Source organism: Pseudomonadota bacterium (genome assembly GCA_040752895.1).
GTDB lineage: Bacteria > Pseudomonadota > Alphaproteobacteria.
The window spans coordinates 220,135-244,859 of sequence record JBFMHN010000002.1 but is presented as its reverse complement, the minus strand read 5'-3'; the positions used below and the strand labels follow the sequence as shown (position 1 = coordinate 244,859).

Genomic DNA, 24,725 nt, shown 5'->3' with positions numbered 1-24,725 from the left:
GCCGGAAATAAGGACGCACGACGCCGCAAGCGCGACCATATTATGGTTAATGGAAAAAACAGAAACATGCGCAAATTTTTCAAACCCGGTTTCGTCTCGATCAGCAGCGCCATGCTGGCGCTGCTGGCCTACGGCGTATCGCCCGCTTCGGCGCAGCAATACTCCCGCGAAACCGTTCGCGGCCTGACGGTGGTCGAACGGCCGCGGCCTGAACTGGACCCGACGGGCATGCCGCTGGGCGGGTTCCGCATGTTTCCGAACTTGGGCGTCGTCGAAGAGTACGACGACAATATTTTCGCCACCGACAGCAACGAGGTGGACGATTTCATCACCAAGGTGCAGCCCGAGGCGACGATCGCGTCCCAGTGGAGCCGTCACGCGCTCAACCTGCGGGCATCCGGTGATTTCGGGTTCTACGCCGATAATACGGACGAGAACTACGAGGACTATTTCGCCGGTGCCGACGGAAGGTTCGACTACAGCCCGCGGGGTTATTTCTCGGCGGGCTATGATTACCGCAAGTTGCATGAAGCGCGCGGCTCACCCGACAACGTGAACGGCATCGAACCAACGGAATACGATACCAACCGCGCCCGTGGCGGTTGGTTCCAGAAGTTCAACCGGCTGTCCTTCAAGGCCGAAGAAATCTGGAAACGGATCAATTTTGACGACGTGCTGACCTCGGCCGGGGCGTCGATCAACAACGACGACCGCGATCGCGACGAGTTGGAATCGAGCGTACGTCTCGGTTACGAGATCGTTCCCGAGTACGAAGCCTTCACGCGCTTCGCTTATTTCAACCGTGATTACGACAACGCCCTCGACGACAACGGGTTCAATCGCGATTCGGACGGGTACGAGATCGTCGGCGGTACGGCAGTGGATTTCGGCGGCAAACTGTTCGGCGACGTCTATGTCGGTTACCGCGAACAGGACTTCGACGACCTGGCCCTGCAGAAGATCAACGGCGTGACGTTCGGCGGCGAGATGAACTGGAACGCCGGCAACTTGACGACCTTTACGGCAACCGTCCGGCGCACGATCGAGGAAACCACCCAGGCCGCGGCATCCGGCTATTTCATGACAACGGCCGGGATTGCGGTCAATCATGAGCTGCGGCGGAACATCATAGGTGGGCTTGGGTTCAGCTACACCAACCAGGATTACGAGGGCATTTCGCGCGACGACGACCTGGTAAATTTCAGCATGAACCTTGACTACCAGATGAACCGGCTCGCGACGGCGCGGCTGAGCTACGAGTTGACGAATCGCAATTCGAACATCGTCGGGCAGGACTATACCAAGAACGTGGTGATGGTCCGCCTCGTCCTTCACCGGTAGGTGATCAACCGAAATCACGGAGCATCCCTTCCGTGCGGATGACCGCCGCTAACATTCTGAAGACCGTTTTTGGCGTAGCCGCGTTGTTGGCCGCGCTCGCCATTGCCGTGATGGGTCGGGGGGCGGCGGCGGCCGATGGGATCCAGTATCTTTTGGGTCCGGGCGATCAGCTCCGCATCATCGTTTTCGGCGAAGAGGATCTTTCGGGGGAATTCGTCGTCGACGGCAGCGGGGTCGTATCCCTGCCGTTGATCGGGGGAATCCGGGCGGCAGGACGATCGGCGCCCGAATTGATATCCGCCATCGAGCAGGAACTAAGCCCGGATTACCTCGTTAATCCGCGGGTCAGCATCGAAGTTCTGAACTACCGACCGTTCTATATTTTTGGAGAAGTCCAGAAGCCAGGCAGTTATCCCTATGTCGAGGGGATGACGGTGGTGAAAGCTGTTGTCATGGCGGGGGGATATACTTACCGCGCGCGGCAGAACCATACCCTGCTTCGCCGGGCCGATACGCCGGAAGGGTCGGGAACCGTGGCCGATCACGACACGCCCGTTCTGCCCGGCGATATCATCGAAGTGCCGGAACGTTTTTTCTAACGCCGCGCCGGCCTTGACGTGGTCCGGACTCTGGGGGATTTTCATTCATGGGTGACGATAGCGCGGGGCCAATGGCCAGCGGCCGGGTCCCGAAAACGGGCCGGGGCGCCATTCCACTGCCGAACTCGGAAAATTTGCAGGAGCTTTTGCGGAAGCTTTGGCGGCGGCGGAATGTCATTGGCGGGACCATCGCCCTTCTGACGCTGCTGGCGGGGCTGATCGTCTACCAGGTCACGCCGCGCTATACCGCCCACGCGCACATCATGATCGAGCCGCGCGAGAACAAGATCGTCAGTATCGAGACGGTTATGGCCGCCCTGCCCCAGGGCCTTGAAACCCTCAACGGCCAGATTGAGGTCATCCGTTCGCGCTCGCTCGCCCGCCGCGTCATCCAAAAAAGCCGTCTCGATCTTGAACCCGAGTTCAACCTCGATTTACGTAAACCCGGTTTCTTGGCGACGCTTTTCTCTGTCCGGACCTATCTGCCCGACAGCTGGGCAGACTACATTTCCCCCATCGAGCCAATCACCGAAGAAGAGATGAAAGCCTTGGAACGCCGCATTATTGATGCGTTCCTAGATAGCCTCGACGTCGAGGCGGTGGGCCGGTCGCTGGTGCTGCAGGTCAGCTTCACGTCGACCGACCCGGCGCTTGCGGCACGCGTCGCCAACGACGTCGCCGATCTCTATATCGTCGAGCAGCTGGAGGCCAAGTTTGAGGCAACCCAGGTGGCCACGCGATGGCTCGGCGACCGGCTTTCGACCCTGCGGGAATCGGTCAAAGCCAGCGAGCAGGCCGTCGAGACTTTCCGCCGTGAAAACGGTCTGACTCAGAGCAATGGGATATCGCTTGTCGGCCAGCAAATCACCGAGGTTAATTCCCAGCTCATTATCGCGCGCGCGGCGCGGGCGGAAGCCCATGCGCGCCTGCGCCAGGTGGAATCGCTTCTTCAATCGCCGGGTGGCGCGGAATCGGCGGCGGAGGTTCTGACCTCACCCCTCATTCAACGTCTTCGCGAACAGGAAGCGGAGGTCAACCGGAAGGCGGCAGAGCTTACTTCCCGATACGGTCCATCGCATCCGAAGATAGTCAACGTGCAGGCCGAGGCGAGAGACCTGCGGGCAAAAATTGCGTCGGAAGTGAAGAAAATCACCCAGAACCTCGCCAACGAGGTCGAAGTCGCCACCGCCCGGGAGGACGCGCTGACCCAAAGCCTGCGCGGCCTCGAAAGCCAGGCCAGTGAACTTAATATCAAGGAAGTGCAACTGCGCGCGTTGCAGCGCGAGGCCGAGGCGAACCGGACGGTGCAGGAAATCTTCCTCAACCGATTCAAGGAAACGACGCAGCAGGGAGACATTCAACAGGCGGACGCGCGAATCATTTCGCCGGCGGATACCCCGTCGGTTCCAAGCTTTCCGAAGCGGGGCCTTCTGATCGGACTGGTTTTCGTTGCCTCTATCGGCATCGGCGGCCTTCTCGCGGTCGTTCTGGAAAAACTCGACCAAGGTTTCCGCAGTATTGATCAGATTGAAAAGGAAGTGGGCGTGCCCGGGCTGGGTCTGATCCCGACTCTTGCCAGCGTGGACATCGAGAATGAGGCGCCAGAATCGGTGGTGCTAAGCAAGCCGCTATCGGCGTTTAGCGAAGCCATACGGCAAATTCACACCAGCCTCGTCATTTCCAACGTTGATCTGGAGACGCGGGCAGTGATGGTCTGTTCATCGCTGCCCGACGAAGGCAAATCGTCGTTGGCCTCGGCGCTCGCCCGGCTTGCGGCCAAGGCTGGGCAGAAGACGCTTTTGGTGGATGGCGATCTGCGCCGCCCGGCGATGCATAAGAAATTCGGCCTGCCGTCGAAGCCCGGTCTCGTCGAATATCTTCTGGGCGAAGCGGATCTGAAAGCGGTCCTGTTGCGCGACGACGCGAACGGCGCCTATGTCATCACGGCCGGGCGATCGGTGCCGAACCCCACGGATCTTTTGGGATCGGAGAAATTCGGCAACCTGATTCAAGGGCTGCGCAAGCAGTTCGATTTGGTTTTGATCGATTCGCCGCCGGTTCTGGCGGTCTCTGATTCGCGCATGCTGGCGCGGCACGCCGACACGGTGTTGTTCGTCGCGCAGTGGGCGAGTACCCGGCGCGAGGTCGTGCGCATGGGGCTCACGCAGCTCGCAAGCACGGGCGTACACATTGCCGGCATCGTCCTGTCGATGGTGGACGTGAAAGCCCACGCGCAATACGGCTTCAGCGATTCGGGCTATTACTACGGCCGGTATCGCCGATACTACACGACCTGAGCGGCGGTCTGGCTATGCGCCACTTCCGGCACTGGACGGCATGGGCGGCGCTGGCCATCGGGATTACGGTCGCGGCCATCGCGCTGCCCCGGCTGGTAGCGGCGCTTATCGCAACGCCGCACACCGGAATCATAGACAACTATGCGCTGAATTCGGCGCTGGATAATGACCGGCTCAAAGCGGCCGAGAGCGCGTTTGCCCGGGCGACGGGATGGTACCGGTCCGACGACTACCTCGCGAAACTGGGGCTTGTCCGACTGATCCTGGCCGCGCGCGCCCCAAACGCGGAGGAACGGGACCGCCTTTATGCCGGCGCTTTCGACGCCTTCCGGGCCGCAATTGAGGTATCGCCGGTCAATCCCCGGATCTGGACCTGGCTGGCCCATGCGGAGCAGCGCCACAATGGGCCGAGCGCGGCGGTGGCACAATATGTCGCGCAATCCATCTATATGGGACGGTACGATTCCAAGCTGGTAGTGCCGCGGCTGATCGTTGCGTTTCAATCCTGGCGCTTTTTCTCCGCCGAGGAACGCCATCTCGTGGCGGCGCAGATTCAGCTTGCTTGGGAAACAAAACCCGAGGAACTGGTGTCGGCGGCGCGATCGGAAACCATACGGGCCATCGTCCGCGAGGCGCTCGGCGAGATAGGCCAGCGCGAAGCCTTCGACCGGTTGTCGCGGCTTTAGACCAGGCGCCGGCGTCGCTGGACGCCACCGGAAATCTTGGCGGTATCTTCGGCGCTCGACCAGCTCTGGGCGACGCAGAGACCCAGCATGAAAAAATATGTGGTCGCCACGGCCAGGTTTTCGAGACTGAAATCCATCAGCGCGTGGACACCCACGAGCGCGGTCGCACCGACGCCAAGGGCCGGAAAGATCGTGTCGCGGCGGCGCCGTCGCAGTCCCAAAATGCATGGGAACGCAGCGGCGGCGACGGCCAGCGTCGGCAAGACGCCGGCCGGCAGACCCAGGGTGACGATGGAATCGAGATAGGAATTGTGCGTTTCGGTCGCCCGCATGCCAAGTGCGAGGTCCCAATATAGATAGAACAGATTCTGAAACGTGCCCGCGCCGCTTCCGAGCAACGGACGGTCGGTCAAGGCGCGAATGGTCAGATCGTAGATCACGCCGCGTCCCGCGGCGCTTTCGCCGAACTGCGGTCCAAAACTGGCGACCAGGGTTTCGCCGCTCATGGCAAAGGCCGCGAGAACCAGAAGCCCGGCCAGCAACATGGCCAAGCGCGCAAGATCGCGTGTCTGTTTGGCGCCGACACCCGCGGCAAAAATCATGACGATGCCGCCTGCTATGGTCGAGAAAAAGCCGCCGCGCGAGCCGCTCAGCAGCAACGCCGTCATGGCAAGGAACCAGATACAAAGCCAAAGCCAGTTTCCCGCAACATACGTTTCCACGGCCTTGAGCAGACTTGGACCGCGGCCCATGGCCCGGCGGCGGTGGTTGAAATAAGCCTCCAGCAGGAAGGCGCTGGCGATAAGCACAACAAGCCCCGCATAGGTAGCAAAGGTGTTGCGGTTGATGAAGGTTCCTGACACGTAGCCACGGTAAATGGACCAGGTCCGCTCACGCCAGAGAACCATTTCGATGCCGCCGAGCGTCATGATGAGCCCATAGGCGGCGACCCCTGCGCCGATTACGGCGATCACGGTCAAACCGAGCCGGACGCGCGACACGGCGCGGCCATATTGAAGGGCCAGCCAGAAGGTCGCCGCCACGGTGAGCCACCGCGCGATGGTGGACCAGGTGTCGAGGGGCGCGATGGAAATGGCGCGCTCGCCGGAAACGCCGAGAAGATGACCCATGGTTACCCACGCCGGGTGGTGCCAATGGTTTGGTGTTGCCCCGATGGTTTGAACGTCAGCCCAGGCCACGGCAATGCCGAGCGCCACCAAGGAAACCGTGAAACGCCCCGGGTGCACCGGCGCGGGGCTGCCGGTCCGAAGGCGGTCCAAAGCCCAAAAGCCGAGCAGGCTCCCTATCAGGGTGGCGATGAAAGGCCAGCTCCAAAGATGAACGCTGCCAAACGGCAAAGGGGCGAGCGCGACGACGGAGAGTAACGCGAGAAAGACCGGCGGCAGCGGTTCCGACGGGCGGCGACGTTCGCCACCGGGCGACAAAGCGCCGGGCGGCGTTGGGATTGGCTCCGGTTGTGCAACCATGGAATTTCCCGCTTCGGCTCCGCCTTCGTCGCTGGGCCCGGACCGAAGCTAGTGGGCGTCAGCTCGCGTTTCCAAGCGCGACATGGTACCACCAGGCGCGCTCGGTCAGGGAAAAAAGCGGGCGGTAATCGGTAAAATTTTTAGCCAGTTCCAGACGCTTACGGCGGCTGTCCAGCACCCAGGGGCCGTCCGGCAGATAGACGACGACGACGGCGTGTGCGACCTTTTCCGCAACGTCGTTCAGCGTCACCAGCCGCACCTGATCCTTGGGCCAGCCGAGTTCGATCAGGGCCAGAAATTTCGCGATGGCGTAGTCTTCGCAGTCGCCGCCGCGCGCCAGAAACTCGCCGGGACTGGCCCAATAATCGTTGACCCCGAAATTCCGGTCGTCGTCTTCATAGGAGACGCGGTTGAATATCGCCTGCGTCGCTTCAAGCTGGGCCTTGCCGCTATAGGTGCGAAGGTCGTCAATAATCGCACGCCACGGCGTCGGTTGGCCGGTGCGAGCGCACGCCGTGCCGTTGGCGCATACGAGCTCGGTCGCCGTTTCTCGGCGGTAGCGTTCCAGCATGTCGGTCCATTTTCGGAACGTGCTGACGTCGTCGGAGCGGTAGGAGATCGTGTTAAAAAGGGGCGTGTGGTTGACATCGGAACCATACGCCGTAGCGACGTTGTCATCGGCTCGAAGCGGCGCGCCGACCGCCGCCATGAGCGCCACGCCGTAAAGGAATGCTGCCAGTGTTCGAGCGCCGCGTGCACGGCCCAGACGGACCGCGCGCTTACCTACTTGGTTCATCGCGCGTTAACCACTACCTGTGGATTACCAAACCCATCGTACTCGCTACCCCCTAACGCGGCGTTAATTGCCGCGGGGTCGCTTGAGGAAGGTTTGGAACGTTCGGCGCGGCGAAGGCATGGATCCGACGAGAGGAATTGCCGCCCCGACTGCCCGCCCGCCAGCCCGCGCGCGAGGGTTGGTTGCCAAGCCGTGAAATCCTACCCAAGATAGGGAAATTCCGTCCGCGCTGCCTCGAGGGTTCCCGTGGAAGGCTTAATGGACTTGAATATTGCCGTGCGGCTGGTCGAAGCCGTTCGCGCCTGGCTTTTTCATCACGTCTTCGTTCCCGCGATCCTCGTTCAGGCGGGCGTCAGCCTCGCCATATTTCTGTTCGCCTATGTTCTGGCCGGCCGGGCGTTTCGGCGGGGGCGAAGAAACGGAAACTTGATCGGCGCGCTTTACGACCTCCCTTCGCCACCTGACTTTTCCGCTTCTGTGGCTCGGCTTGCAGGGGGTGGCGGTGATTGCCGGCGTCGAAGCGGGCGTCAGCCACGGTCTGCTGGATATCGTTCTCAAGCTTCTGGTGGCCTGGGTCGTCATCCGGCTGGGCATCCTCCTGATCGTCGAAAGGGCCCTCGCGAATGTGTTGGCCCTTATCGTCTGGGGCATCGTCGCCCTGGACATTCTCGGCCTTCTGCAGCCGACGATGGATCTGCTCGACGTGGCGGCGGTGAGCATTGGCAAGGACTTGCGCATCTCGTTGCTGATGATCGTCGAAGCGCTGATGACGCTGGCCATTCTGCTGTGGGCGGCGGCGTTCGTTTCCAATCTTTTGGTGCGCCGTCTCCGCCGCGTTGAAAGCCTGACGCCCACCTTGCAGGTGCTGTTCGGCAAGCTTTTAAAAATCGTCTTGTTCGCGATCGCTATTCTGGCGGGCCTGAACACGCTTGGCATTGACCTTACCGCGCTCACCGTGTTCGGCGGCGCGGTCGGTGTCGGTCTCGGTTTTGGCTTGCAAAAGGTTGTTTCGAATTTTGTGAGCGGCCTGATCCTGCTGTTGGATAAGTCCGTCAAGCCGGGCGATGTGATCGCGATCGGCAATACCTACGGCTGGATAAATTCCTTAAGCGGACGCTACGTCTCGATCCTTACGCGCGACGGGACCGAACACCTGATCCCGAACGAAGAGCTGATCACCCAGCGTGTGGAAAACTGGTCGTACTCGAACAACCTCGTGCGACAGCGAGTTCCCGTCGGCATTTCCTAGCATTCCGACCCTCATCAGGCGATGGCGCTTTGCCTGCAGGCGGCGGCCGAGACCAAGCGTGTTCTGAGTAACCCGGCCCCGGTTTGCTTGCTGACCGGTTTCGGGGACAACGCCGTTGATCTGGAATTGCGCTTCTGGATAAACGATCCGTCGCAGGGCATCGGGAACGTGAAAAGCGCTGTCCTGCTGAACGTCTGGGACAAGTTCAAGGAACAGGGAATCGAAATTCCCTTTCCGCAGCGGGACCTTCACCTGAAATCGGTCGAAGGCGCCATCCCGGTCGAGATCCGCGAGCCGAAGAAAAGTTAGGACGGACAGGGACCCGTCCGCCGCCCCCAAGCGCGAAACGGCCCCGAAAACGGGGGCCGCTGCGCTTGGCGGAGGGAAAGAAACTGGGATCGAACCTTCTCTGTCTCAATGCCTCGCATCTTCCAACAATTCCGGGCGGCCGTGGGGACGGGTCATGCGCTTCTCCACGCCAACTCGTCGAGGGCGTTCTTCAACCGGGGAGCGGCAAAGTCGATGAAAGCACGGATCTTGGGCGCGATAAGTCGGGCATGAGGATAGACCAAGTGTACCGGTTGGGGCGGCAGCGTGAAAGTGTCGAGGACCGGCACAAGCCTTCCTTCGCGGACTTGCTCGCCCACCATGTAGGACAGCGCTATCGTGATGCCGTGGCCCATCTCGGCGGCATGGATCGCGGCGACCGCGTCGTTGATCTCGAGCGTCGGACGCAGGCTCACGCTGCCCTGTTTCCGCCCTTTCTGGAAACGCCATTCGCGGTTTGGCATGAGGCCCGTGAAGGCAAGCACGGAATGGAGCCGCAGGTCCGCCGGTGACGTGGGCGCCCCGCGCTTATCGAGGTAGTCCGGACTCGCAACCAGGACTCGATGGACTTCGCCAATCCGCTTGGCGATCAGGTTCGAGTCCGGAAGGTGACCGATGCGCACGGCGATGTCGATCCCTTCCTCGACGAGGTTTACGACGCGATCGAGCAGGAGAACGGACGCCGAGATACGCGGGTGCTGGCCGAGGAAGTCGCAAATAACCGGCGGGAGCGTGGACCGGCCAAAGGTCACCGAGGCCGTGATGGTTAGACGACCTTGGGGCATTGCGGCCTCACCGACCGCATCTTTCTCGGTCGTGTCGAGATCCGAGAGGACGCGCCGCGCGCCTTCCAAAAAACGGTGACCGACGTCGGTGATCGTCAAGCTCCGGGTTGTCCGGTTGAAGACGCGCGCGCCGAGCCGGTCCTCGAGCGCCGAGATGGCGCGAGTCACGGCCGGGGGCGACAGCCGCAGCCGCGCCCCGGCCTTGGCGAAGCTGCCGGCGTCCGCTACCGCGATGAAGACCTCGATCTCGTGCAGTCGGTCCATTTATTATTCCTTTTATTGGAATAAAGTGTTCCATACGTCAGATATTCTTTCAATGATCATCTTGGGGCAAATTGCGGAGGAGCGGGGCCGCAGGGCACCGCACCATCAGTTATGGAAGGACCAATCTCATGGCTCGTGTTGACGTTATCGATCCCCAAACCGCCACTGGTGAGGCCAAGCAGCTTCTGGACGCTGTCCAGTCTAGCCTCGGTATGGTTCCGAACTTCATCCGCGTGCTGGCGAATTCGCCGGCTGCCCTAAGCGCATTCCTCGGCATCCACGGCATTGCCGGCGCGGGCGTTCTCGACCCGAGGACGCGAGAGAGAATCGCGCTGGCGGTCGCCGAGCAGAATGCCTGCCAGTACTGCGTGTCCGCCCATACGGCCATTGGGCGCAAGGTCGGACTCGACAACCAGGAAATGATCGCCAACCGCAAGGGCCGGTCAGCAGACGCGAAGGCAGAGGCGGCGCTGACCTTCGCGCGCGCGTTGGTCGAGCATGCCGGCCAAGTAAGCAAGGCCGAATTCGACGCTGTTCGCGCCGCCGGCCACTCCGACGCGGACATCATCGAGATCATCACCCATGTGGCAATGAACATCTTTACCAACCTGCTCGGGAAGGCGACGCAGGTCGAGATCGACTTTCCGAAGATCGACCTGAACAAGGCCGCCTAACCCTAAATCCGTGGCCGGACGGCGCGGCTTCAGCCGCGCCGTCAACGGCGCGTGCAAGGAGAAATAATATGATCAACGTGACAACATTGGCCGCGCGGCCGCCCTTGCCCCCTTTCACGCGGGAGACCGCGATCCAGAAGGTGCGGATGGCGGAGGACGCCTGGAACGCGCGCGACCCGGTTAGGGTCTCGCTCGCCTATACGGAAGGCAGTCGCTGGCGCAACCGCTCAGAATTTCCAACCGGACGGGCTGACATCGTCGCGTTCCTGCAGCGCAAATGGGCCCGCGAGCTTGACTATCGTCTCGTCAAGGAACTCTGGGCCTTTGCCGAGAATCGAATCGCAGTGCGCTTTGCCTATGAATGGCGCGACGACGCGGGCAATTGGTTCCGGTCCCACGGCAACGAGAACTGGGAGTTCGACGAGCGCGGACTCATGCGGCTGCGTTTCGCCAGCATCAATGATCAACCGATTTGCGAGGGCGGCCGGAAATTCTCATGGCCGCAAGGGCCTAGGCCCGTGGATCACCCGGGTTTGTCGAATCTGGGACTGTGACGTGCGCGGATCTTCGCAGGAGGAAACTATGTCGCATCGTTTCGCGGACATTGCCTTCACACCGATGGTGAAGGAAGTCCAGGAGGAAATGGGAAGCCGAAAGTCCTATGCCCGCATGGAGAGTGCGCCGGAAGTGACGAACTACAGGCTGACGGAGGTGGAGGCCGGCTTTCTTGCGGCGCGCAATTCGCTCTACATGGCGACCGTGAGCGAGACGGGCTGGCCCTATATCCAGCATCGCGGCGGGCCGACCGGTTTTGTGCGGGTTCTGGACGAAGGCACGATCGGTTTCGCGGATTTTCGCGGTAACCGGCAATATGTCAGCGTCGGCAATATCGTGACCGACGACCGAGTGTCGCTGTTCTTCATGGATTACCCGAACAAAACGCGTCTGAAGGTGTTCGGCCGCGCCAAGATCGTTGGCCTGGATGATCGGGCGATTCTGTCAGGCCTCGAAATGCCGGGTTACCGCGCCCATGTCGAACGCGGCTTCTTGATTAAGGTCGAAGCGTTCGATTGGAACTGTCCGCAGCACATCACCGAACGGTTTACGCTCGACGAGGTACGCGCAATGACCGCATCGCTAACCTCGCGGATCGCCGAACTCGAAGCAGAACTCACCCGCCGCCCGGCGCCGACACCGACTCCCTAAGACATTTGCGTCCGGCCCAGAGAGTGTTGGATTTCAGCATCTCTCGGGGTGGTGGCGGAGGGGGTGGGATTCGAACCCACGGTACCCGTGAAGGCACAACGGTTTTCGAGACCGCCCCATTCGACCGCTCTGGCACCCCTCCTGGGCGGGGGAGCCTAGCCGCAGAGGCCGTTGCCCGCAAGGCTGGCGCGGGGGTGCCCCGCCCCTACCGCAAGCCGTTGCGGGGCCTTGGCTTTTCGAGGGAAAGGGCGGGAAGCCGTTGACAATTCGAGGGTTCGCGCTATATTTCCGCGGCCTCCGGCCACTGCCGGCTCTCCTTCTGGACGAAAAAGCGAATTTCCCATGTATGCGATCGTGCGCGCAGGCGGTAAACAATATCGGGTTACGGCGGACGATGTGATCGTCGTCGAGAAACTGCAAGGCGAGCGCGGCACCCAGATCGAGCTCGGCGAGGTTCTTCTGATCGGCGGCGGTACGGAAACGGTCGTCGGTACGCCGATGATCGAAGGGGCGGCGGTGACGGCGACAATCCTCGACCAGACGAAATCCGACAAGGTCCTCATTTTCAAGAAAAAGCGCCGTCAGAATTATCGCCGCACCCGGGGCCACCGCCAGGCCGGAACCGTGCTTCGCATCGACGCGGTCTGCCCGCCGGGCGCGGAGCGGCAAGCGCCGAAACCGTTGCCGGCGGAACGTGTCGTCGTGAAGGAAAAGCCGGCCATGAAGAAAAAGGCGCCCCGCGCGGAGGCCAAGCCGAAAGCGGCTTCGAAACAAACACCTGCGCCCGCGAAGGCGGCCGCGCAGAAGACGAGCGCCAAAAAGGAGGCGCCGAAGAAAAAAGCGGCACCGAAGCCGCCGCCCGCGAAGAAAGGGGCTTCGAAGAAGGACGCCCCGAAAAAAGCGATGGTGAAGCGGCCGGCGATGAAGAAACCCACGGCGAGAAAAACAACGGCAAAGCCGTCGAAGAAAAAGTAAGGACACGGGACAATGGCACACAAGAAAGCAGGGGGCAGTTCTCGCAACGGCCGCGACTCGGCGGGCCGCCGTCTTGGCGTGAAGCGGTATGGCGGCCAGGCTGTCGTGCCCGGCAACATTCTCATCCGCCAGCGCGGCACGAAGGTTCATCCGGGCGAGAACGTCGGCATGGGCAAGGACCACACCATTTTCGCCATCCGCGAAGGTCGCGTGAAGTTCCACACCAGCCTTGGCGGCCGCACCTACGTTTCCGTGGATCCGCTTGGCTGATCTTTCTCCGCGGGCGTTGTAAAATCGCGGGGGGAATGGGCAGCCATTCCCCCTTTTTGATGCCCGCCTTGTCCTTTCCGGCAAGGGAACGACGATGCGTTTTCTCGATCAGGCAAAGATTCACCTCCAAAGCGGCAAGGGCGGCGCCGGCTGCGTCGGCTTCCGGCGCGAGAAATTCGTCGAGTTCGGCGGGCCGGACGGCGGCGATGGCGGGCGCGGCGGCGCCGTCTTCGGCGAAGCGGTGGCCGGCCTCAACACGCTGATCGATTACCGCTACACGCAGCATATAAAGGCGGAGGGCGGCCAGGACGGGGCGGGGCGCGAACGCACGGGCCGGGCCGGTCGCGACATCGTCCTAAAATTTCCCATCGGCACCCAGGTGTTCGCGGAAGACGGCGAAACCCTGATCGCCGATTTCACGAAAGCGGGGATGCGCGTCCTGCTGCTGCCGGGCGGCGACGGCGGGCGGGGCAACGTGCGCTTCAAATCCTCGACCAATCAAGCGCCCCGCCGGGCGGAACCGGGCTGGGCGGGGGCCGAGATGTGGGTCTGGGTCCGGCTCAAGTTGTTGGCCGACGCTGGCCTGGTCGGCCTTCCAAACGCCGGCAAGTCAAGCTTTCTCGCCGCCGTTACGCGGGCCCGGCCGAAAATCGCCGACTATCCCTTCACCACGCTCTGGCCGCAGCTCGGCGTCGTCACGGCGGCGGGCGAGGAATTTGTGCTGGCCGACCTTCCCGGCCTGATCGAAGGGGCGCACGAGGGGACGGGCCTTGGCGATCGCTTCCTGGGCCACGTCGAACGCTGCCGGGTGCTTCTTCATCTGGTGGACGCCACCCTCCCCGATGTCGCCGCGGCCTACCGGACGGTGCGGACGGAGCTTTTACACTATGGCCACGGCCTCGCCGAAAAGCCGGAAATCGTCGCGCTCAACAAATGCGATCTGCTGGACGCGGCGGCGGCGGCGGCGCTGAAGGCCGAACTTTCAAACGCCGCCGGCAAGGAAGCCCATGTCATCTCCGCCGCCACCCAGGCGGGGGTGGGGGCCGTGCTGCGGGCGTTGCTGGAAAAAGTCCGCAGTGCCGCCGCCGACGCCCGGGAACAGGAAACCGCCGCGTCATGAAGAACGCCGGCCATGCCCACCGTCTCGTCAAGGGGATCGCCGAAGGAAAGCGGATCGTCGTCAAGGTCGGGTCTTCCCTGCTTGTCGCGCCGGACGCCACCGCCCTTCGCCAGGATTGGCTCGAGGCGATCGCCGACGATATCGTGGACTGGCGCGCCCGCGGCCGGGAAGTCGTCGTCGTTTCCTCCGGGGCGATCGCCGCCGGACGGGCGCCGCTCGGCCTTAAAGAGCAAGCGCTCAAGCTCGAAGAATGCCAGGCCGCCGCCGCCGCCGGGCAGATCCGTCTCGCCCACGCCTGGCAGGAAGCGCTGGCGCGCCATGGGGTCGCCGTCGCCCAAGTCCTGCTGACGCTTGAGGACACCGAAGCCAGGCGGCGCTACCTGAACGCGCGGACGACGCTGAACGCGCTGCTTGCCTTGGGCGCCCTGCCCGTCATCAACGAGAACGACACGGTGGCGACGGAGGAAATACGTTTCGGTGACAACGACCGTCTCGCCGCCCACGTCGCCCAGATGGTGAGCGCGGATACCCTCGTCCTGCTTTCCGATATCGACGGGCTTTACACCGCCGACCCCAGGCGGCAAGCCGCCGCGCGCCATCTCGAAGAAGTGCGGGAAATCACGCCGGAGATCGAGGCGATGGCGGGCGAAACCACCCTTGCGCACGGCACCGGCGGCATGGTGACGAAGTTGCAGGCCGCCCGCATCGCGCTGGCGGCCGGCTGCCGGATGGTGATCGCGGACGGGCGCGCGCCGCACCCGTTGCGCGCGCTGGAGGGCGGTGCGCGCTGCAGTTGGTTTCTGCCCTCCGAAGGACCGAAGCAGGCGCGCAAGCAGTGGATCGCAGGCGGCCTTCGGCCCTTGGGCAGCTTAACGGTGGACGGGGGCGCGTTGCGCGCGCTGAAAGGCGGCAAAAGTTTGCTGCCGGCCGGTGTCACGCGGGTGGAAGGCGCTTTCCTGCGCGGCGACACCGTCGTCGTCAAGGGGCCAGACGGCGAGGAAGTGGGGCGGGGGATCTCCGCCTACTCGGCGGCCGACGCGGCCCGTATCCTTGGCCATAAAAGCCGTGATATCGAAGCGATTCTCGGCTACCGTGGGCGCGACGAAATGATCCATCGCGACGATTTGGTCTTGCGTTGAGGCGGGAGGAAGCGGCGCCTTGAGCGTGGCAAAATCCAGAACCGGGGACGACCTCTCGCTGCGCATGCGCAGGCTTGGCGAGGATGCGCGCGCCGCCGCCGAGCCTCTCGCCCGGGCCTCCACAAAAGCCAAGAACGCCGCCCTTCTCGCCGCCGCCGCCGCCATCCGCGCCGACGCGGCGGCGATCCTGAAGGCCAACGCACAAGACGTCGCCGAGACGGAAACAAAGGGTGAGGCGACGCCGGCCTTCCTCGATCGCCTGCGCCTCGACCCGGCGCGAATCGAAGGAATGGCGAAGGGGCTGGAAGCCGTCGCCGGCCTCGCCGACCCCATCGGCGAGGTGATGGCCGAGTGGACCCGCCCGAACGGGCTTCGCATTCGCCGCGTGCGCGTGCCGCTTGGCGTGATCGGCGTCATCTTCGAGGCGCGCCCGAACGTGATGGCGGACGCCGCAGGCTTGTGCCTGAAGGCGGGCGATCCGGTCATCTTAAGGCCCGGCACCGAATGTTTCCATTCGGCGGCGGCCGTTCTCGAACGGCTCCGGCGCGGCCTCAGGCTTGTCGATCTGCCGTCTGCCGCCATTCAGATAGTGCCGACCTCCGACCGCGCCGCCGTCGGCGAGATGCTGAAGATGGAGGATTTCATCGACATCATCGTGCCGCGCGGCGGTAAGCCCTTGATCGAACGCGTGCTCCGCGAAAGCCGGATCCCCGTTCTTCGCCACCTCGAAGGCATCTGCCACGTCTATGTGGGCGCCGCCGCTGACCTTGAAAAGGCGCGCAAGATCGTGCTGAACGCGAAAATGCGCCGTCCCGGCATCTGCGGGGCGATGGAAACGCTGCTGGTTGACGCAAGCGTCGCCGAAACGTTTCTTCCCCCCATCCTCGACGATCTGGCGAAGGCGGGCTGCGAGCTGCGCGGCGACGACAGAACGCGGGCAATCTACCCGCGGGCGAAGGTGGCGACGGAAGCGGACTGGACGACGGAATACCTGGACGCCATTCTTTCCGTTCGGGTCGTCGACGGCGTCGAGGAAGCCATCCGGCACGTCAACCGCTACGGTTCCCATCACACGGACTCGATCGTGACCGAAGACGAAAAGGCCGCCGCCACCTTCCTCGATCGCGTGGACAGCGCCATCGTCATGCGGAACGCCTCGACCCAGTTCGCCGACGGCGGCGAGTTCGGCATGGGGGCGGAGATCGGGATTGCGACGGGCCGCCTGCACGCCCGCGGCCCGGTCGGCGTCGAGCAGCTCACGACCTACAAATACGTCGTGCTTGGCGACGGGCAGGTGCGCCCCTGAGGACGCGCGCTGGAGGCGCCCATCTGCCGTCCGGGGCAGGGCGCCCAAATCTTCGCATCGGGCTGCTCGGCGGCTCGTTCAACCCGGCCCATGACGGGCACCGCCACATAAGCCTGCTCGCCCTTCGCATCCTCGGCCTCGACGAGGTCTGGTGGCTGGTCTCCCCTCAGAATCCGCTGAAACCCGCCAAGGAAACGCGGCCCCTGCAGGAACGCCTCCGCCGCGCGAGGGAAGTGGCTAGGCACCCGCGGATACGCGTTACCGACCTCGAGGCGGGGTTCGAAACCCGTTACACGATCGACAGCCTGCGCGCCATTCTCCGCGCCCTTCCGAGATGCCGTTTCGTCTGGCTGATGGGGGCGGACAACCTGGCGCAGATCTCCCGCTGGCGGGACTGGACGGCTATCTTCGACACGGTTCCCATTGCGGTTTTCGACCGTCCTTCCTATTCTTTTTCTGCGTCAACCGGAGGGGCGGCGCGACGGTTCGGGCGATCCTGTCTGCCGGAGCGCCAGGCAAGCATGCTTGCCGACATGCGGCCACCGGCGTGGGTGTTCCTGAAAACGGCGCTCAACCCGGTTTCCGCGACGCGGATTCGCAAACGCCACCCTGCCCGTGGAATCCGTGCGGCCGCCCGCCGGTATGTGGGGGGAGGCTTTTAAGTCATGGAGGGCCACACACGCTGAGCGGCAAAAAGAAACAGCTTTCCGCCAAACGACTCGAAACGCTCATCCGCGCTTCTCTCGAGGATGATCAGGCGCAAGATATCGTCGTTATCGATCTCAAAGGGCAATCCGACATCGCCGACCGCCTGTTCATCGCAAGCGGCCGATCGACCCGGCAGGTCGTTGCGATGGCGCAGCATATCGTCGAAAAGCTGAAGGCAAGCGGATTCGGGAACGCGCCGGTCGAGGGCATGGGGCAGGGCGACTGGGTCCTGGTCGATGCCGGCGCCGCGGTCGTCCACCTTTTTCGGCCGGAAATCCGCGCTTTTTATAACCTGGAAAAAATGTGGGGCCTGCCGTTGCCCGACGACCACGCCGCCTCCGAAGCGGCGCGGTCGGGCGTCTGACCGGAAGGATGGCCTTCGCCCTTCACATCCTGGCCGTCGGGCGGGCCCGCGCGGGGCCGGAGCGTGCACTTTTCGAGGCGTACGCGAAAAGGCTTCGCTGGCCGCTGCGCTTGCAGGAAGTAGAGGTGCGTCCCGCCCGCCCGCCCGCCAGGCAAAAGCAGGAAGAAACAGCCAAACTCCTTTCCCTCGTCCCGGAAGGGGCCGGCGTCGTCGCCCTCGACCAGGGGGGAAAAATGCTTGCGAGCGAGACGTTCGCCGAAACTCTCCGGCGCTTTCGGGAAGGCGGCGGGCCGCTTTGCTTTCTCATCGGCGGCGCCGAGGGGCTTGGCGAAAAGGCCCTTGGTCGGGCGGACAGCGTGCTTTCCCTGGGTTCGGCGACCTGGCCGCATCTTCTGGTTCGCGGGCTTCTCATCGAACAGCTTTACCGGGCCCAGCAGATTCTGAACGGGCACCCCTATCACCGCGGCGGCAGGTAGGGCCGGCGTTTCCCGGCCCGGGCTACCGTTCGCCCCGGATTTCCCTTATATATCCCCCCATGACGCAGGAAAGAACGCAGGAAAGAACGCAGGCAAATCCGCCCCGTCCCGTCGTCCTTTGCATCCTGGACGGCTGGGGCCACCGCGAGGGGCGCGAAATGAACGCGATCGCGCTTGCCGAAACGCCGAACTGGGACCGCTTCATGGCGTCTTTTCCGCACGCCCTTTTGCAGGCCTCGGAAGGCGAAGTCGGCCTGCCGCCGGGCCAGATGGGAAATTCTGAAGTCGGCCACATGAATCTGGGCGCCGGCCGCATCGTCCTCCAGGATCTGCCCCGCATCGACGCGGCGGTAGCAAGCGGAAGGCTTGCCGAAAACGAGGCGCTCCGCGATTTCATCGCAAAACTGCGGGCGAGCGGCGGCACCTGTCACCTGATGGGACTGCTCTCTCCGGGTGGGGTTCATTCCCACCAGGCGCATCTCGTGGCGCTGGCCAAGATCGTGGACGCCGCCGGCGTGCCGGTGGCGTTGCACGCCTTTCTCGATGGGCGCGACACGCCGCCGAAAAGCGCCCTGGGCTATGTCGAGGCCTTTCTTGCGGCGACGAAAGACGTGGCGGGCTTGCGGGCGGCAAGCGTCATGGGGCGCTACTACGCGATGGACCGCGACAACCGCTGGGAACGGATCGAGAAGGCTTACCGTGCCCTCGTCGAAGGCAAGGGGCCGCGCGCCGAAGATCCAATGGCGGCGATCAACGCCAGCTATGCGAAGAACGTGACGGACGAATTCGTCGAACCGGTCGCTCTCGGCGATTACGCGGGCATGCGGGACGGCGACGGCGTCCTGATGGGGAACTTCCGCGCCGACCGTGTCCGCCAGATTCTGGCCGCCCTGCTCGACCCCGATTTCAAGGCGTTTTTGCGGACGAAGCCCATCCGCTTTTGCGCGGCGACCGGCCTGACGGAATACGCCAAGGAATTGAACGCCTTTCATACCGTTCTTTTTCCTTGCGCCAGGCCCGAGGGGACGCTGGGCGAGGCCGTGGCGAAGGCCGGAAAAACCCAGCTCCGCATCGCGGAGACGGAAAAATACGCCCACGTGACCTTCTTCCTGAACGGCGGTCGCGAACGGCCTTACGCGGGTGAAGAAAGAATTCTGGTGCCCTCGCCCAAGGTTGCGACCTACGACCTGAAGCCGGAAATGTCGGCCTTCGAGGTGACCGATCGCCTGGTGGAGGCGGTCGGTGCGGGGCGTTTCGATCTTATCGTCGTGAACTACGCGAACACCGACATGGTCGGCCATAGCGGCAAGCTCGAGGCGGCGATTCGGGCGGTCGAGGCGGTGGACGCCTGCCTGGGCAGGCTTGCCGCCGCCGTCCGGGAGGCGGGCGGCGCGCTGCTAATCACGGCCGACCACGGGAACGTAGAGCGCATGCAGGACGCCAAGACCGGCGAGCCGCACACGGCGCATACCCTCGATCGCGTGCCGGTCGTGCTGATCAACGGACCGGCGGCCCGTTTGACCGACGGCGTGCTGGCGGACGTCGCCCCCACTTTGTTCGAACTCTTAAGCCTTCCCAAGCCTAAGGAGATGACGGGCCATTCGCTTCTCATTCCCGATCCTGCCGCCGCGCGCGCGAAACCCGAAAGACGGGCGACGGCGTAAGGTAAGGCTGTTCGCCGCGGGCCTTGTCCTGTCGGCGGGTTTCGCGTTGCCGGAAGCGCACGCCGGGGACCCCGGGCAGGAATTGCGCGACGTCGAACGGGCGATGGAGGCGGGCCGCAGCCGCCAGCAAACGCTTGAGAAGAAAGCGGCCGAGCTGGCGAAGAACGTTCGGAATATTCGCAAGGAAATGATCGCGACGGCGCGCCGCGCCCAGGAACGCGAGGAGTCGGTTTCTGCTCACGAAGGGCGGCTCAAGACCCTCGAGGGGCAACTCGTCGAGAAACGCCAGGCGTTGTGGCAGCAGCAACGGCGGTTCGGCGAGGTTACCGCCGCCCTCGAGCGTTTGGCGATCGTACCGAAGGAAACGCTGCTCGTGCTTCCGCTGCGGCCCATCGACACCGTTCGCAGCATCAATCTGATCCGCTTTACCGTGCCGAGAATCGAATCGAAAGCGGCGGAGCTTCGCCGCGAATTGACGGTGTTTGCGAGCCTGAAAGCGGAGATTGTTCGCCGCCAAGGAGACCTCGCCGAAGGAAAAAACGCGCTTGAAAAGGAACGCGACCGCCTGGGCCAACTGCTCACGCAGAAGCAATCCCTGGAAGCAAAAACGCGCACGGAGAGCAAGGCGGAACAGGCGCGCCTCGCCGCACTCGCCGGCCAGGCGAAGGACCTGCGCGAGCTTCTGGCGCGTCTCGAACGCGCGCCGCGAAGCCTGGCGCTGGCGCCCTTTCCCAAGAGCGGCGTCCCTTCCTTTCGCCAGGCGGCCGGCACGCTGCCGCTTCCGGCGCGCGGCCGGATCGCCCGCCTCTACGACGAACCGACGGAATTCGGCATGCCCAGCAAGGGAATTACGGTCGAGACCCGGCCCCATGCCCAGGTCATCGCCCCCTTCGACGGCCAGGTCGTTTTCGCCGGCCCTTTTCGCGGCTATGGCCCGCTCTTGATCATCCGCCACAGCGAGGGTTATCATACTCTATTGGCTGGATTATTCCGAATTGACGCCGCCGTTGGCCAATGGGTGCTCGCCGGCGAGCCGGTGGGGGCCATGGGAAACCCTGACGGGGGGAAGCCCAGCCTCTATATCGAACTGCGTCACGAAGGCCATTCCATCAACCCGCTGCCATGGCTGGCGGCAGGCAAAGGCAAGGTTAGCGGATAATGCGTATTTTTGTTCTGACTGTCACCTTGACAGTGGCGTTTTTGTTTTCCGCAGCGGTTGACGCGAAGGAAAAAGAAGAAAAGGACTTAACCGACACCTACCAGCAGTTGAATTTGCTTGGGGAGGTCTTCGAGCGCGCGCGCGCGAACTACGTGGACGAGATCGAGGATTCGAAACTGATCGAATCGGCGATCAACGGCATGCTGGTTTCGCTCGATCCGCATTCGGGCTATTTGAATCCGAAAGATTTCGAAGACATGCAGATTCGCACGCGCGGCGAATTCGGCGGCCTTGGCATCGAAGTTACGATGGAGAACGGCCTGGTGAAGGTCGTCTCGCCGATCGACGACACGCCCGCTTTTCGCGCCGGGGTTCAGGCCGGCGATTACATCACGCATCTGGATGACAAGCCGGTCCTTGGCCTGACCCTGCCGCAGGCGGTTGAGAAGATGCGCGGCGATGTGGGGACAAAAATCAAACTTACCATCCGCCGCGATGGAGGCGGCCCTATCGAGGTAACAGTCACGCGCGACCGAATCAAGATTCAGTCCGTCCGCTCCCACCTTGAAGGGGATATCGGCTACGTCCGCGTCACCTCCTTCAACGAGCAAACCGAGTCCGCCCTTGCGGATGCAATCAAGGAATTCCAGAAAAAGAAGGGCAAGAACCTGCAGGGCGTCGTACTGGACCTTCGGAACAATCCGGGCGGGCTTCTGGATCAGGCCATCGCCGTTTCCGATGCCTTCCTTGAGAAGGGCGAGATCGTTTCAACGCGCGGCCGCCAGCCCGAAAACGCCCAGCGCTTCAACGCGCGCTCGGGGGATCTGGTGGGCGGCCTGCCGATCGTCGTTCTGATCAATGGCGGCTCCGCCTCGGCCTCGGAAATCGTCGCCGGTGCGCTTCAGGATCATCACCGCGCCATCGTGCTCGGCACGCGCTCTTTCGGGAAAGGGTCCGTGCAAACCATTATCCCGCTGGGCAAGCATGGGGCGATACGGTTGACGACGGCGCGGTACTACACGCCCTCCGGACGCTCCATTCAGGCGACGGGGATCGAGCCGGATATCCTCGTTGAACAGGCGCGGATAGAAAAACTGACCGCCCTTAATCCGCTGCGCGAGAAAGATTTGGAGGGCGCGCTTTTGCAAGAAGCGGAAGAGCCCGGGCTTGCCGCCCCTGAAAAGACGGGCAAGGAGGACGCGGAAATGAAGGACTACCAACTGCTGCGCGCGCTTGATCTCATCCGCGGCGTTTCGCTTTATTCCGAGCGGCTTCGCCAGCCGCCATCCTAAACGCATCGTTTCGCCAACCCATGGCAGCGACACTAGCACGCTATCGGTCCGGGAAGCCTTCAGGCGGCAAGCTTCTGGTGGGGGCTTGGTGTACGTTGATCCTTGGGGTCGGCGTTGCCGCGGGCTGGCTTCTCGTCATGGGCGACGTGCGGCTGGAGGAACGCAGAGGGTACTCGGCCGGCGTCACGGTTGCCCTGCCGCCGCTCCCGCCGGCGCCGGAGGCCGAAACGGAAAGCCCGCCCGCCGTCGCCGCCGTAACGCCGGAACTGCCGGTCGAAAGCCCGCCAGCGCCGCCAGAAACAAAAGCGCCGCCAGAAACAAAAGCGCCGCCAGTTGCGCCTGTACGTGCGCACCCGCCGGTGGAAACAGAGACAATGGCCGCCCTGCCCGCGCCGGTGCCGATGGTACTGAAGCCGGCGCCGGACCCCGGCCTCGTCGAGGAAAGCCAGAAGGGCCCGCTGCCGGCGATCGGCAAGGACGGCCGCGAGCCATGGCGGGTTTACGCCCGGCCGTTCGACCATAAGGACACGAGGCCGCGCATCGCGATCGCCATAAACTGGCTCGGCCTGAGCGGCGCAGCGACGGAAACCGCCATCCAGCAGCTTCCCGGCGGCGTTACGCTTGCCTTCGCGCCCTACGCGGAGAATCTTGCGCGCTGGGTCGAACTCGCGCGCGCCGCCGGTCACGAAGTTCTCCTCAACCTGCCGATGGAGCCGCTCAACTACCCGGCCAACGATCCCGGGCCCCAAACCCTGCTCACCAGTTTAAGCCCGGCTCGCAACCTCGATCGCCTGGAGTGGACGCTCTCCCGCGGGACTGGCTATGTCGGTGTCACGAACTACATGGGGTCGCGTTTCACAACCTCGGAGGCGGCGCTTAAGCCGGTGTTGCAGGCCTTGAAAGGCCGCGGCCTTCTTTTTCTTGACAGCCGCTCGTCCTCACGGAGCCTGGTGTCGGAGGTGGCGGCGGAGCTTGGTCTGCCGTGGGTGGAGAACAACCGCTTCCTCGACAACCAGGCCTCCCGCGTGGCGATCGACAAGGAACTTGCCGCACTTGAAACCATGGCGCGTGTGCAGGGCCATGCGATCGGCATCGGTTTTCCCTATCCGGTGACGTTAGAGCGGCTGGCCGCCTGGATTCCGACCCTGGAGAGGAAAGGTTTCGTGCTGGTGCCGGTAAGCGCGGTCGCGGCCGAGAAGATGGTGAGATGACGCAAGAGAAAGCCGCGGCTCTTCCCTATCGGCCGGGCGTCGGCATTCTGCTTTTCAACCGGGCAGGCAAGGTCTTCGTCGGCAGCCGCATCGACATGCGGAGCGAAGCCTGGCAGATGCCTCAGGGCGGTATTGAGGCGGGCGAAACACCGGCGGAAGCCGCCTTCCGCGAGCTTTTGGAAGAGGTTGGCACCGACCGGGCGGAGATCGTCGCCGAAAGCGAAGAGTGGTATTTCTACGATTTACCGGACGCGCTTGTGGACAAGATCTGGAACGGGAAATACCGCGGTCAGCAGCAAAAGTGGTTCGTCTTCAGGTTCCTGGGTTGCGATTCGGACATTCGGATCGGCACCGAAGAGCCCGAGTTTCACGACTGGCGATGGGTAACGCTTGAGGAATTGCCCGACGTCATCGTTCCCTTCAAGCGCCGCCTGTATGAGGAACTCGTGCGGGCCTTCGCGCCGGTCGTCCGCAATTTTGTGGAAAAAAAGTAAAAGACGGAAGGCTTCAGGTGGAGACCATCTTCACCCGCCACCGGAGGACCCAGTGGGCGATCTTGGCGATTCCCCGCACCACGCCGTCGCTTACGCGAAGCGTCGCCGCCTTCATCGTCATCGCGATGGCGCGTTCGATATGGTGCGGCCGATAGTAACGGAATGCGCGGCCGATATAGTCGGCGCTGCTTTTTTTGCGCTGATAGGGGCCGGGCTCGTCGTTCGCGCAAAAGTAGGCGAAGGCGAGTTCGTCGTCCTCGGCCTCGACCATGCGTCCCAAGGCGATGCGAAGGCGATGGAAGGCGCTCAAGGGTTCTTGTGCGCGGTAGCGCTTCATGTGCGTATAGAAAAGCTTGTAATGGCGGAACTCGTCGCTCGCGATGTTCTGGCAGATTTTCTTTAAGACGGGTTCGTCCGAGGCGTCCGCAAGGGCGGAGTAGTAAGAACTGGTCCCCACCTCGACGACGCAGCGCGCGATCAGCTCGCCGGTGCGCGAGCCGCGGACGGAGCGGACCGCCTCGACCGGAATGCGGAAACCTTCCGTGAAACGGCGGAAGCTCTTCTGAAAATCAAAGTCCCGGTCCGCCATTTCCGCCCAGCGACGAAGCGCCTCGCCGTGCTGCTCTTCCTCTTTCGCCCAGTGGCGCGCGGCTTCCCGAAACGCCGGATCGTCGTCAAAGACGTTGCAGAGATAGTTCGCATAATCCTCCGCGTTGCGTTCGACCATACTGGCGGTCTTGGCGACGCGAAGCAGGTCGGGGTCCACCTTCGTGGGGTCGAACCGTTCCCAGGGAATATCGTCAAGCGTCCAGTGCCCGGACATGGCCGTCCTTCCT

Annotated in this window: 26 protein-coding genes, 1 tRNA gene and 1 pseudogene; 22 read left to right on the top strand and 6 right to left on the bottom strand. The window is 63.2% G+C overall.

The features are described from left to right. Positions 1 to 66: 66 nt before the first annotated feature. From AB1781_04995 to AB1781_04980, 4 genes are read left to right on the top strand one after another with little or no spacing between them, the layout of a single operon-like run. Positions 67 to 1,341: an outer membrane beta-barrel protein gene (locus AB1781_04995; GenBank protein MEW5703926.1), complete on the top strand. Its 1,275-nt coding sequence runs from the start codon at positions 67 to 69 to the stop codon at positions 1,339 to 1,341. 38 nt (positions 1,342 to 1,379) lie between these two features. Then, positions 1,380 to 1,940, top strand: coding sequence for a polysaccharide biosynthesis/export family protein (locus AB1781_04990; protein ID MEW5703925.1), 561 nt, complete (start codon positions 1,380 to 1,382; stop codon positions 1,938 to 1,940). 47 nt (positions 1,941 to 1,987) lie between these two features. Then, complete coding sequence (locus AB1781_04985; protein MEW5703924.1) at positions 1,988 to 4,237, top strand: polysaccharide biosynthesis tyrosine autokinase; 2,250 nt, start codon at positions 1,988 to 1,990, stop codon at positions 4,235 to 4,237. Between the two features lie 14 nt (positions 4,238 to 4,251). Then, positions 4,252 to 4,923, top strand: a complete 672-nt coding sequence (locus tag AB1781_04980; protein MEW5703923.1) for a hypothetical protein — start codon at positions 4,252 to 4,254, stop codon at positions 4,921 to 4,923. Here the strand turns inward: AB1781_04980 and AB1781_04975 are convergent. After that, entirely contained in the window at positions 4,920 to 6,410 is a 1,491-nt protein-coding gene (locus tag AB1781_04975) for an O-antigen ligase family protein (GenBank protein ID MEW5703922.1), read from the bottom strand. The two genes, AB1781_04980 and AB1781_04975, sit on opposite strands and share 4 nt — an antisense overlap. A gap of 58 nt (positions 6,411 to 6,468) precedes the next feature. Continuing rightward, positions 6,469 to 7,206 carry a transglutaminase-like cysteine peptidase gene (locus AB1781_04970; GenBank protein ID MEW5703921.1) on the bottom strand — a complete coding sequence of 246 codons (738 nt, stop codon included), beginning with the start codon at positions 7,204 to 7,206 and terminating at the stop codon, positions 6,469 to 6,471. Positions 7,207 to 7,708: 502 nt separating this feature from the next. Between AB1781_04970 and AB1781_04965 the strand changes: the two genes are divergently transcribed. Beyond that, positions 7,709 to 8,455, top strand: coding sequence for a mechanosensitive ion channel domain-containing protein (locus AB1781_04965; GenBank protein ID MEW5703920.1), 747 nt, complete (start codon positions 7,709 to 7,711; stop codon positions 8,453 to 8,455). 15 nt (positions 8,456 to 8,470) lie between these two features. After that, a pseudogene (locus AB1781_04960) lies at positions 8,471 to 8,764 on the top strand (mechanosensitive ion channel protein MscS). Positions 8,765 to 8,916: 152 nt separating this feature from the next. On the opposite strand, the gene AB1781_04955 reads toward AB1781_04960, so the two are convergent. Further along, entirely contained in the window at positions 8,917 to 9,831 is a 915-nt protein-coding gene (locus AB1781_04955; GenBank protein ID MEW5703919.1) for a LysR family transcriptional regulator, read from the bottom strand. Positions 9,832 to 9,959: 128 nt separating this feature from the next. Between AB1781_04955 and AB1781_04950 the strand changes: the two genes are divergently transcribed. The 3 genes from AB1781_04950 to AB1781_04940 all read left to right on the top strand — a co-directional run bounded on the left by AB1781_04950 (position 9,960) and on the right by AB1781_04940 (position 11,711). Continuing rightward, the gene (locus AB1781_04950; GenBank protein ID MEW5703918.1) at positions 9,960 to 10,505 is read left to right on the top strand and encodes a peroxidase-related enzyme; all 546 of its coding nucleotides are present in this window, start codon (positions 9,960 to 9,962) and stop codon (positions 10,503 to 10,505) included. 68 nt (positions 10,506 to 10,573) lie between these two features. Then, a complete protein-coding gene (locus AB1781_04945) occupies positions 10,574 to 11,059 on the top strand; it encodes a nuclear transport factor 2 family protein (protein ID MEW5703917.1) in 486 nt (161 codons plus the stop codon). A 28-nt stretch (positions 11,060 to 11,087) separates the two neighbouring features. Next, positions 11,088 to 11,711 carry a pyridoxamine 5'-phosphate oxidase family protein gene (locus tag AB1781_04940; GenBank protein ID MEW5703916.1) on the top strand — a complete coding sequence of 208 codons (624 nt, stop codon included), beginning with the start codon at positions 11,088 to 11,090 and terminating at the stop codon, positions 11,709 to 11,711. A gap of 52 nt (positions 11,712 to 11,763) precedes the next feature. Here AB1781_04940 and AB1781_04935 read toward each other — a convergent pair. Further along, positions 11,764 to 11,853: transfer RNA gene (locus tag AB1781_04935), tRNA-Ser, on the bottom strand. A gap of 200 nt (positions 11,854 to 12,053) precedes the next feature. Between AB1781_04935 and rplU the strand changes: the two genes are divergently transcribed. From rplU to AB1781_04905, 6 genes are all read left to right on the top strand, one after another. Beyond that, the gene (gene rplU / locus AB1781_04930; GenBank protein ID MEW5703915.1) at positions 12,054 to 12,686 is read left to right on the top strand and encodes a 50S ribosomal protein L21; all 633 of its coding nucleotides are present in this window, start codon (positions 12,054 to 12,056) and stop codon (positions 12,684 to 12,686) included. Between the two features lie 12 nt (positions 12,687 to 12,698). Continuing rightward, positions 12,699 to 12,956: a 50S ribosomal protein L27 gene (gene rpmA, locus AB1781_04925; GenBank protein ID MEW5703914.1), complete on the top strand. Its 258-nt coding sequence runs from the start codon at positions 12,699 to 12,701 to the stop codon at positions 12,954 to 12,956. Positions 12,957 to 13,050: 94 nt separating this feature from the next. Further along, positions 13,051 to 14,076, top strand: coding sequence for a GTPase ObgE (gene obgE / locus AB1781_04920; protein MEW5703913.1), 1,026 nt, complete (start codon positions 13,051 to 13,053; stop codon positions 14,074 to 14,076). Continuing rightward, positions 14,073 to 15,215: a glutamate 5-kinase gene (proB, locus tag AB1781_04915; GenBank protein ID MEW5703912.1), complete on the top strand. Its 1,143-nt coding sequence runs from the start codon at positions 14,073 to 14,075 to the stop codon at positions 15,213 to 15,215. Before obgE ends, proB begins: the two co-directional genes overlap by 4 nt. Before the next feature lie 64 nt (positions 15,216 to 15,279). Beyond that, complete coding sequence (locus AB1781_04910) at positions 15,280 to 16,521, top strand: glutamate-5-semialdehyde dehydrogenase (GenBank protein MEW5703911.1); 1,242 nt, start codon at positions 15,280 to 15,282, stop codon at positions 16,519 to 16,521. Continuing rightward, positions 16,485 to 17,183, top strand: coding sequence for a nicotinate-nucleotide adenylyltransferase (locus AB1781_04905; protein MEW5703910.1), 699 nt, complete (start codon positions 16,485 to 16,487; stop codon positions 17,181 to 17,183). Before AB1781_04910 ends, AB1781_04905 begins: the two co-directional genes overlap by 37 nt. Here AB1781_04905 and AB1781_04900 read toward each other — a convergent pair. After that, positions 17,180 to 17,386 (bottom strand): hypothetical protein, encoded by a 207-nt coding sequence (locus tag AB1781_04900; protein ID MEW5703909.1) that lies wholly within the window; start codon positions 17,384 to 17,386, stop codon positions 17,180 to 17,182. The genes AB1781_04905 and AB1781_04900 overlap by 4 nt on opposite strands. Here AB1781_04900 and rsfS point away from each other — a divergent pair. The 7 genes from rsfS to AB1781_04865 are packed head-to-tail and all read left to right on the top strand — an operon-like array spanning position 17,288 to position 23,889. Beyond that, the gene (gene rsfS, locus AB1781_04895; GenBank protein ID MEW5703908.1) at positions 17,288 to 17,593 is read left to right on the top strand and encodes a ribosome silencing factor; all 306 of its coding nucleotides are present in this window, start codon (positions 17,288 to 17,290) and stop codon (positions 17,591 to 17,593) included. The genes AB1781_04900 and rsfS overlap by 99 nt on opposite strands. Positions 17,594 to 17,601: 8 nt before the next feature. Next, the gene (locus tag AB1781_04890) at positions 17,602 to 18,069 is read left to right on the top strand and encodes a 23S rRNA (pseudouridine(1915)-N(3))-methyltransferase RlmH (protein MEW5703907.1); all 468 of its coding nucleotides are present in this window, start codon (positions 17,602 to 17,604) and stop codon (positions 18,067 to 18,069) included. Positions 18,070 to 18,128: 59 nt separating this feature from the next. Further along, on the top strand, positions 18,129 to 19,733 hold the full coding sequence (gene gpmI, locus AB1781_04885; protein MEW5703906.1) for a 2,3-bisphosphoglycerate-independent phosphoglycerate mutase: 1,605 nt from the start codon (positions 18,129 to 18,131) through the stop codon (positions 19,731 to 19,733). A 46-nt stretch (positions 19,734 to 19,779) separates the two neighbouring features. Beyond that, positions 19,780 to 20,892 (top strand): peptidoglycan DD-metalloendopeptidase family protein, encoded by a 1,113-nt coding sequence (locus AB1781_04880; protein ID MEW5703905.1) that lies wholly within the window; start codon positions 19,780 to 19,782, stop codon positions 20,890 to 20,892. After that, the gene (locus tag AB1781_04875; protein MEW5703904.1) at positions 20,892 to 22,184 is read left to right on the top strand and encodes a S41 family peptidase; all 1,293 of its coding nucleotides are present in this window, start codon (positions 20,892 to 20,894) and stop codon (positions 22,182 to 22,184) included. Before AB1781_04880 ends, AB1781_04875 begins: the two co-directional genes overlap by 1 nt. Before the next feature lie 20 nt (positions 22,185 to 22,204). Further along, on the top strand, positions 22,205 to 23,395 hold the full coding sequence (locus AB1781_04870) for a divergent polysaccharide deacetylase family protein (GenBank protein MEW5703903.1): 1,191 nt from the start codon (positions 22,205 to 22,207) through the stop codon (positions 23,393 to 23,395). After that, entirely contained in the window at positions 23,392 to 23,889 is a 498-nt protein-coding gene (locus tag AB1781_04865) for an RNA pyrophosphohydrolase (GenBank protein MEW5703902.1), read from the top strand. The genes AB1781_04870 and AB1781_04865 overlap by 4 nt, the downstream gene beginning before the upstream one ends. 13 nt (positions 23,890 to 23,902) lie before the next feature. Here AB1781_04865 and AB1781_04860 read toward each other — a convergent pair whose 3' ends face one another. Then, positions 23,903 to 24,712, bottom strand: coding sequence for a ferritin-like domain-containing protein (locus AB1781_04860; protein ID MEW5703901.1), 810 nt, complete (start codon positions 24,710 to 24,712; stop codon positions 23,903 to 23,905). Between the last annotated feature and the right edge of the window lie 13 nt (positions 24,713 to 24,725).

Excerpts from the sequence above, each read along its gene's own strand:
- AB1781_04945 (MEW5703917.1), top strand. The coding sequence starts at position 10,574 with ATGATCAACGTGACAACATTGGCCGCGCGGCCGCCCTTGCCCCCTTTC.
- AB1781_04910 (MEW5703911.1), top strand. The coding sequence starts at position 15,280 with ATGCGCAGGCTTGGCGAGGATGCGCGCGCCGCCGCCGAGCCTCTCGCC.
- AB1781_04890 (MEW5703907.1), top strand. The coding sequence starts at position 17,602 with ATGGCCTTCGCCCTTCACATCCTGGCCGTCGGGCGGGCCCGCGCGGGG.
- AB1781_04950 (MEW5703918.1), top strand. The coding sequence starts at position 9,960 with ATGGCTCGTGTTGACGTTATCGATCCCCAAACCGCCACTGGTGAGGCC.
- AB1781_04970 (MEW5703921.1), bottom strand. The coding sequence starts at position 7,206 with ATGAACCAAGTAGGTAAGCGCGCGGTCCGTCTGGGCCGTGCACGCGGC.
- AB1781_04980 (MEW5703923.1), top strand. The coding sequence starts at position 4,252 with ATGCGCCACTTCCGGCACTGGACGGCATGGGCGGCGCTGGCCATCGGG.
- AB1781_04990 (MEW5703925.1), top strand. The coding sequence starts at position 1,380 with ATGACCGCCGCTAACATTCTGAAGACCGTTTTTGGCGTAGCCGCGTTG.
- AB1781_04955 (MEW5703919.1), bottom strand. The coding sequence starts at position 9,831 with ATGGACCGACTGCACGAGATCGAGGTCTTCATCGCGGTAGCGGACGCC.
- AB1781_04985 (MEW5703924.1), top strand. The coding sequence starts at position 1,988 with ATGGGTGACGATAGCGCGGGGCCAATGGCCAGCGGCCGGGTCCCGAAA.
- AB1781_04860 (MEW5703901.1), bottom strand. The coding sequence starts at position 24,712 with ATGTCCGGGCACTGGACGCTTGACGATATTCCCTGGGAACGGTTCGAC.
- AB1781_04900 (MEW5703909.1), bottom strand. The coding sequence starts at position 17,386 with ATGCTGCGCCATCGCAACGACCTGCCGGGTCGATCGGCCGCTTGCGAT.
- proB (MEW5703912.1), top strand. The coding sequence starts at position 14,073 with ATGAAGAACGCCGGCCATGCCCACCGTCTCGTCAAGGGGATCGCCGAA.
- rpmA (MEW5703914.1), top strand. The coding sequence starts at position 12,699 with ATGGCACACAAGAAAGCAGGGGGCAGTTCTCGCAACGGCCGCGACTCG.
- AB1781_04940 (MEW5703916.1), top strand. The coding sequence starts at position 11,088 with ATGTCGCATCGTTTCGCGGACATTGCCTTCACACCGATGGTGAAGGAA.
- rplU (MEW5703915.1), top strand. The coding sequence starts at position 12,054 with ATGTATGCGATCGTGCGCGCAGGCGGTAAACAATATCGGGTTACGGCG.
- AB1781_04870 (MEW5703903.1), top strand. The coding sequence starts at position 22,205 with ATGGCAGCGACACTAGCACGCTATCGGTCCGGGAAGCCTTCAGGCGGC.
- AB1781_04975 (MEW5703922.1), bottom strand. The coding sequence starts at position 6,410 with ATGGTTGCACAACCGGAGCCAATCCCAACGCCGCCCGGCGCTTTGTCG.
- AB1781_04995 (MEW5703926.1), top strand. The coding sequence starts at position 67 with ATGCGCAAATTTTTCAAACCCGGTTTCGTCTCGATCAGCAGCGCCATG.
- obgE (MEW5703913.1), top strand. The coding sequence starts at position 13,051 with ATGCGTTTTCTCGATCAGGCAAAGATTCACCTCCAAAGCGGCAAGGGC.
- gpmI (MEW5703906.1), top strand. The coding sequence starts at position 18,129 with ATGACGCAGGAAAGAACGCAGGAAAGAACGCAGGCAAATCCGCCCCGT.
- AB1781_04865 (MEW5703902.1), top strand. The coding sequence starts at position 23,392 with ATGACGCAAGAGAAAGCCGCGGCTCTTCCCTATCGGCCGGGCGTCGGC.
- AB1781_04875 (MEW5703904.1), top strand. The coding sequence starts at position 20,892 with ATGCGTATTTTTGTTCTGACTGTCACCTTGACAGTGGCGTTTTTGTTT.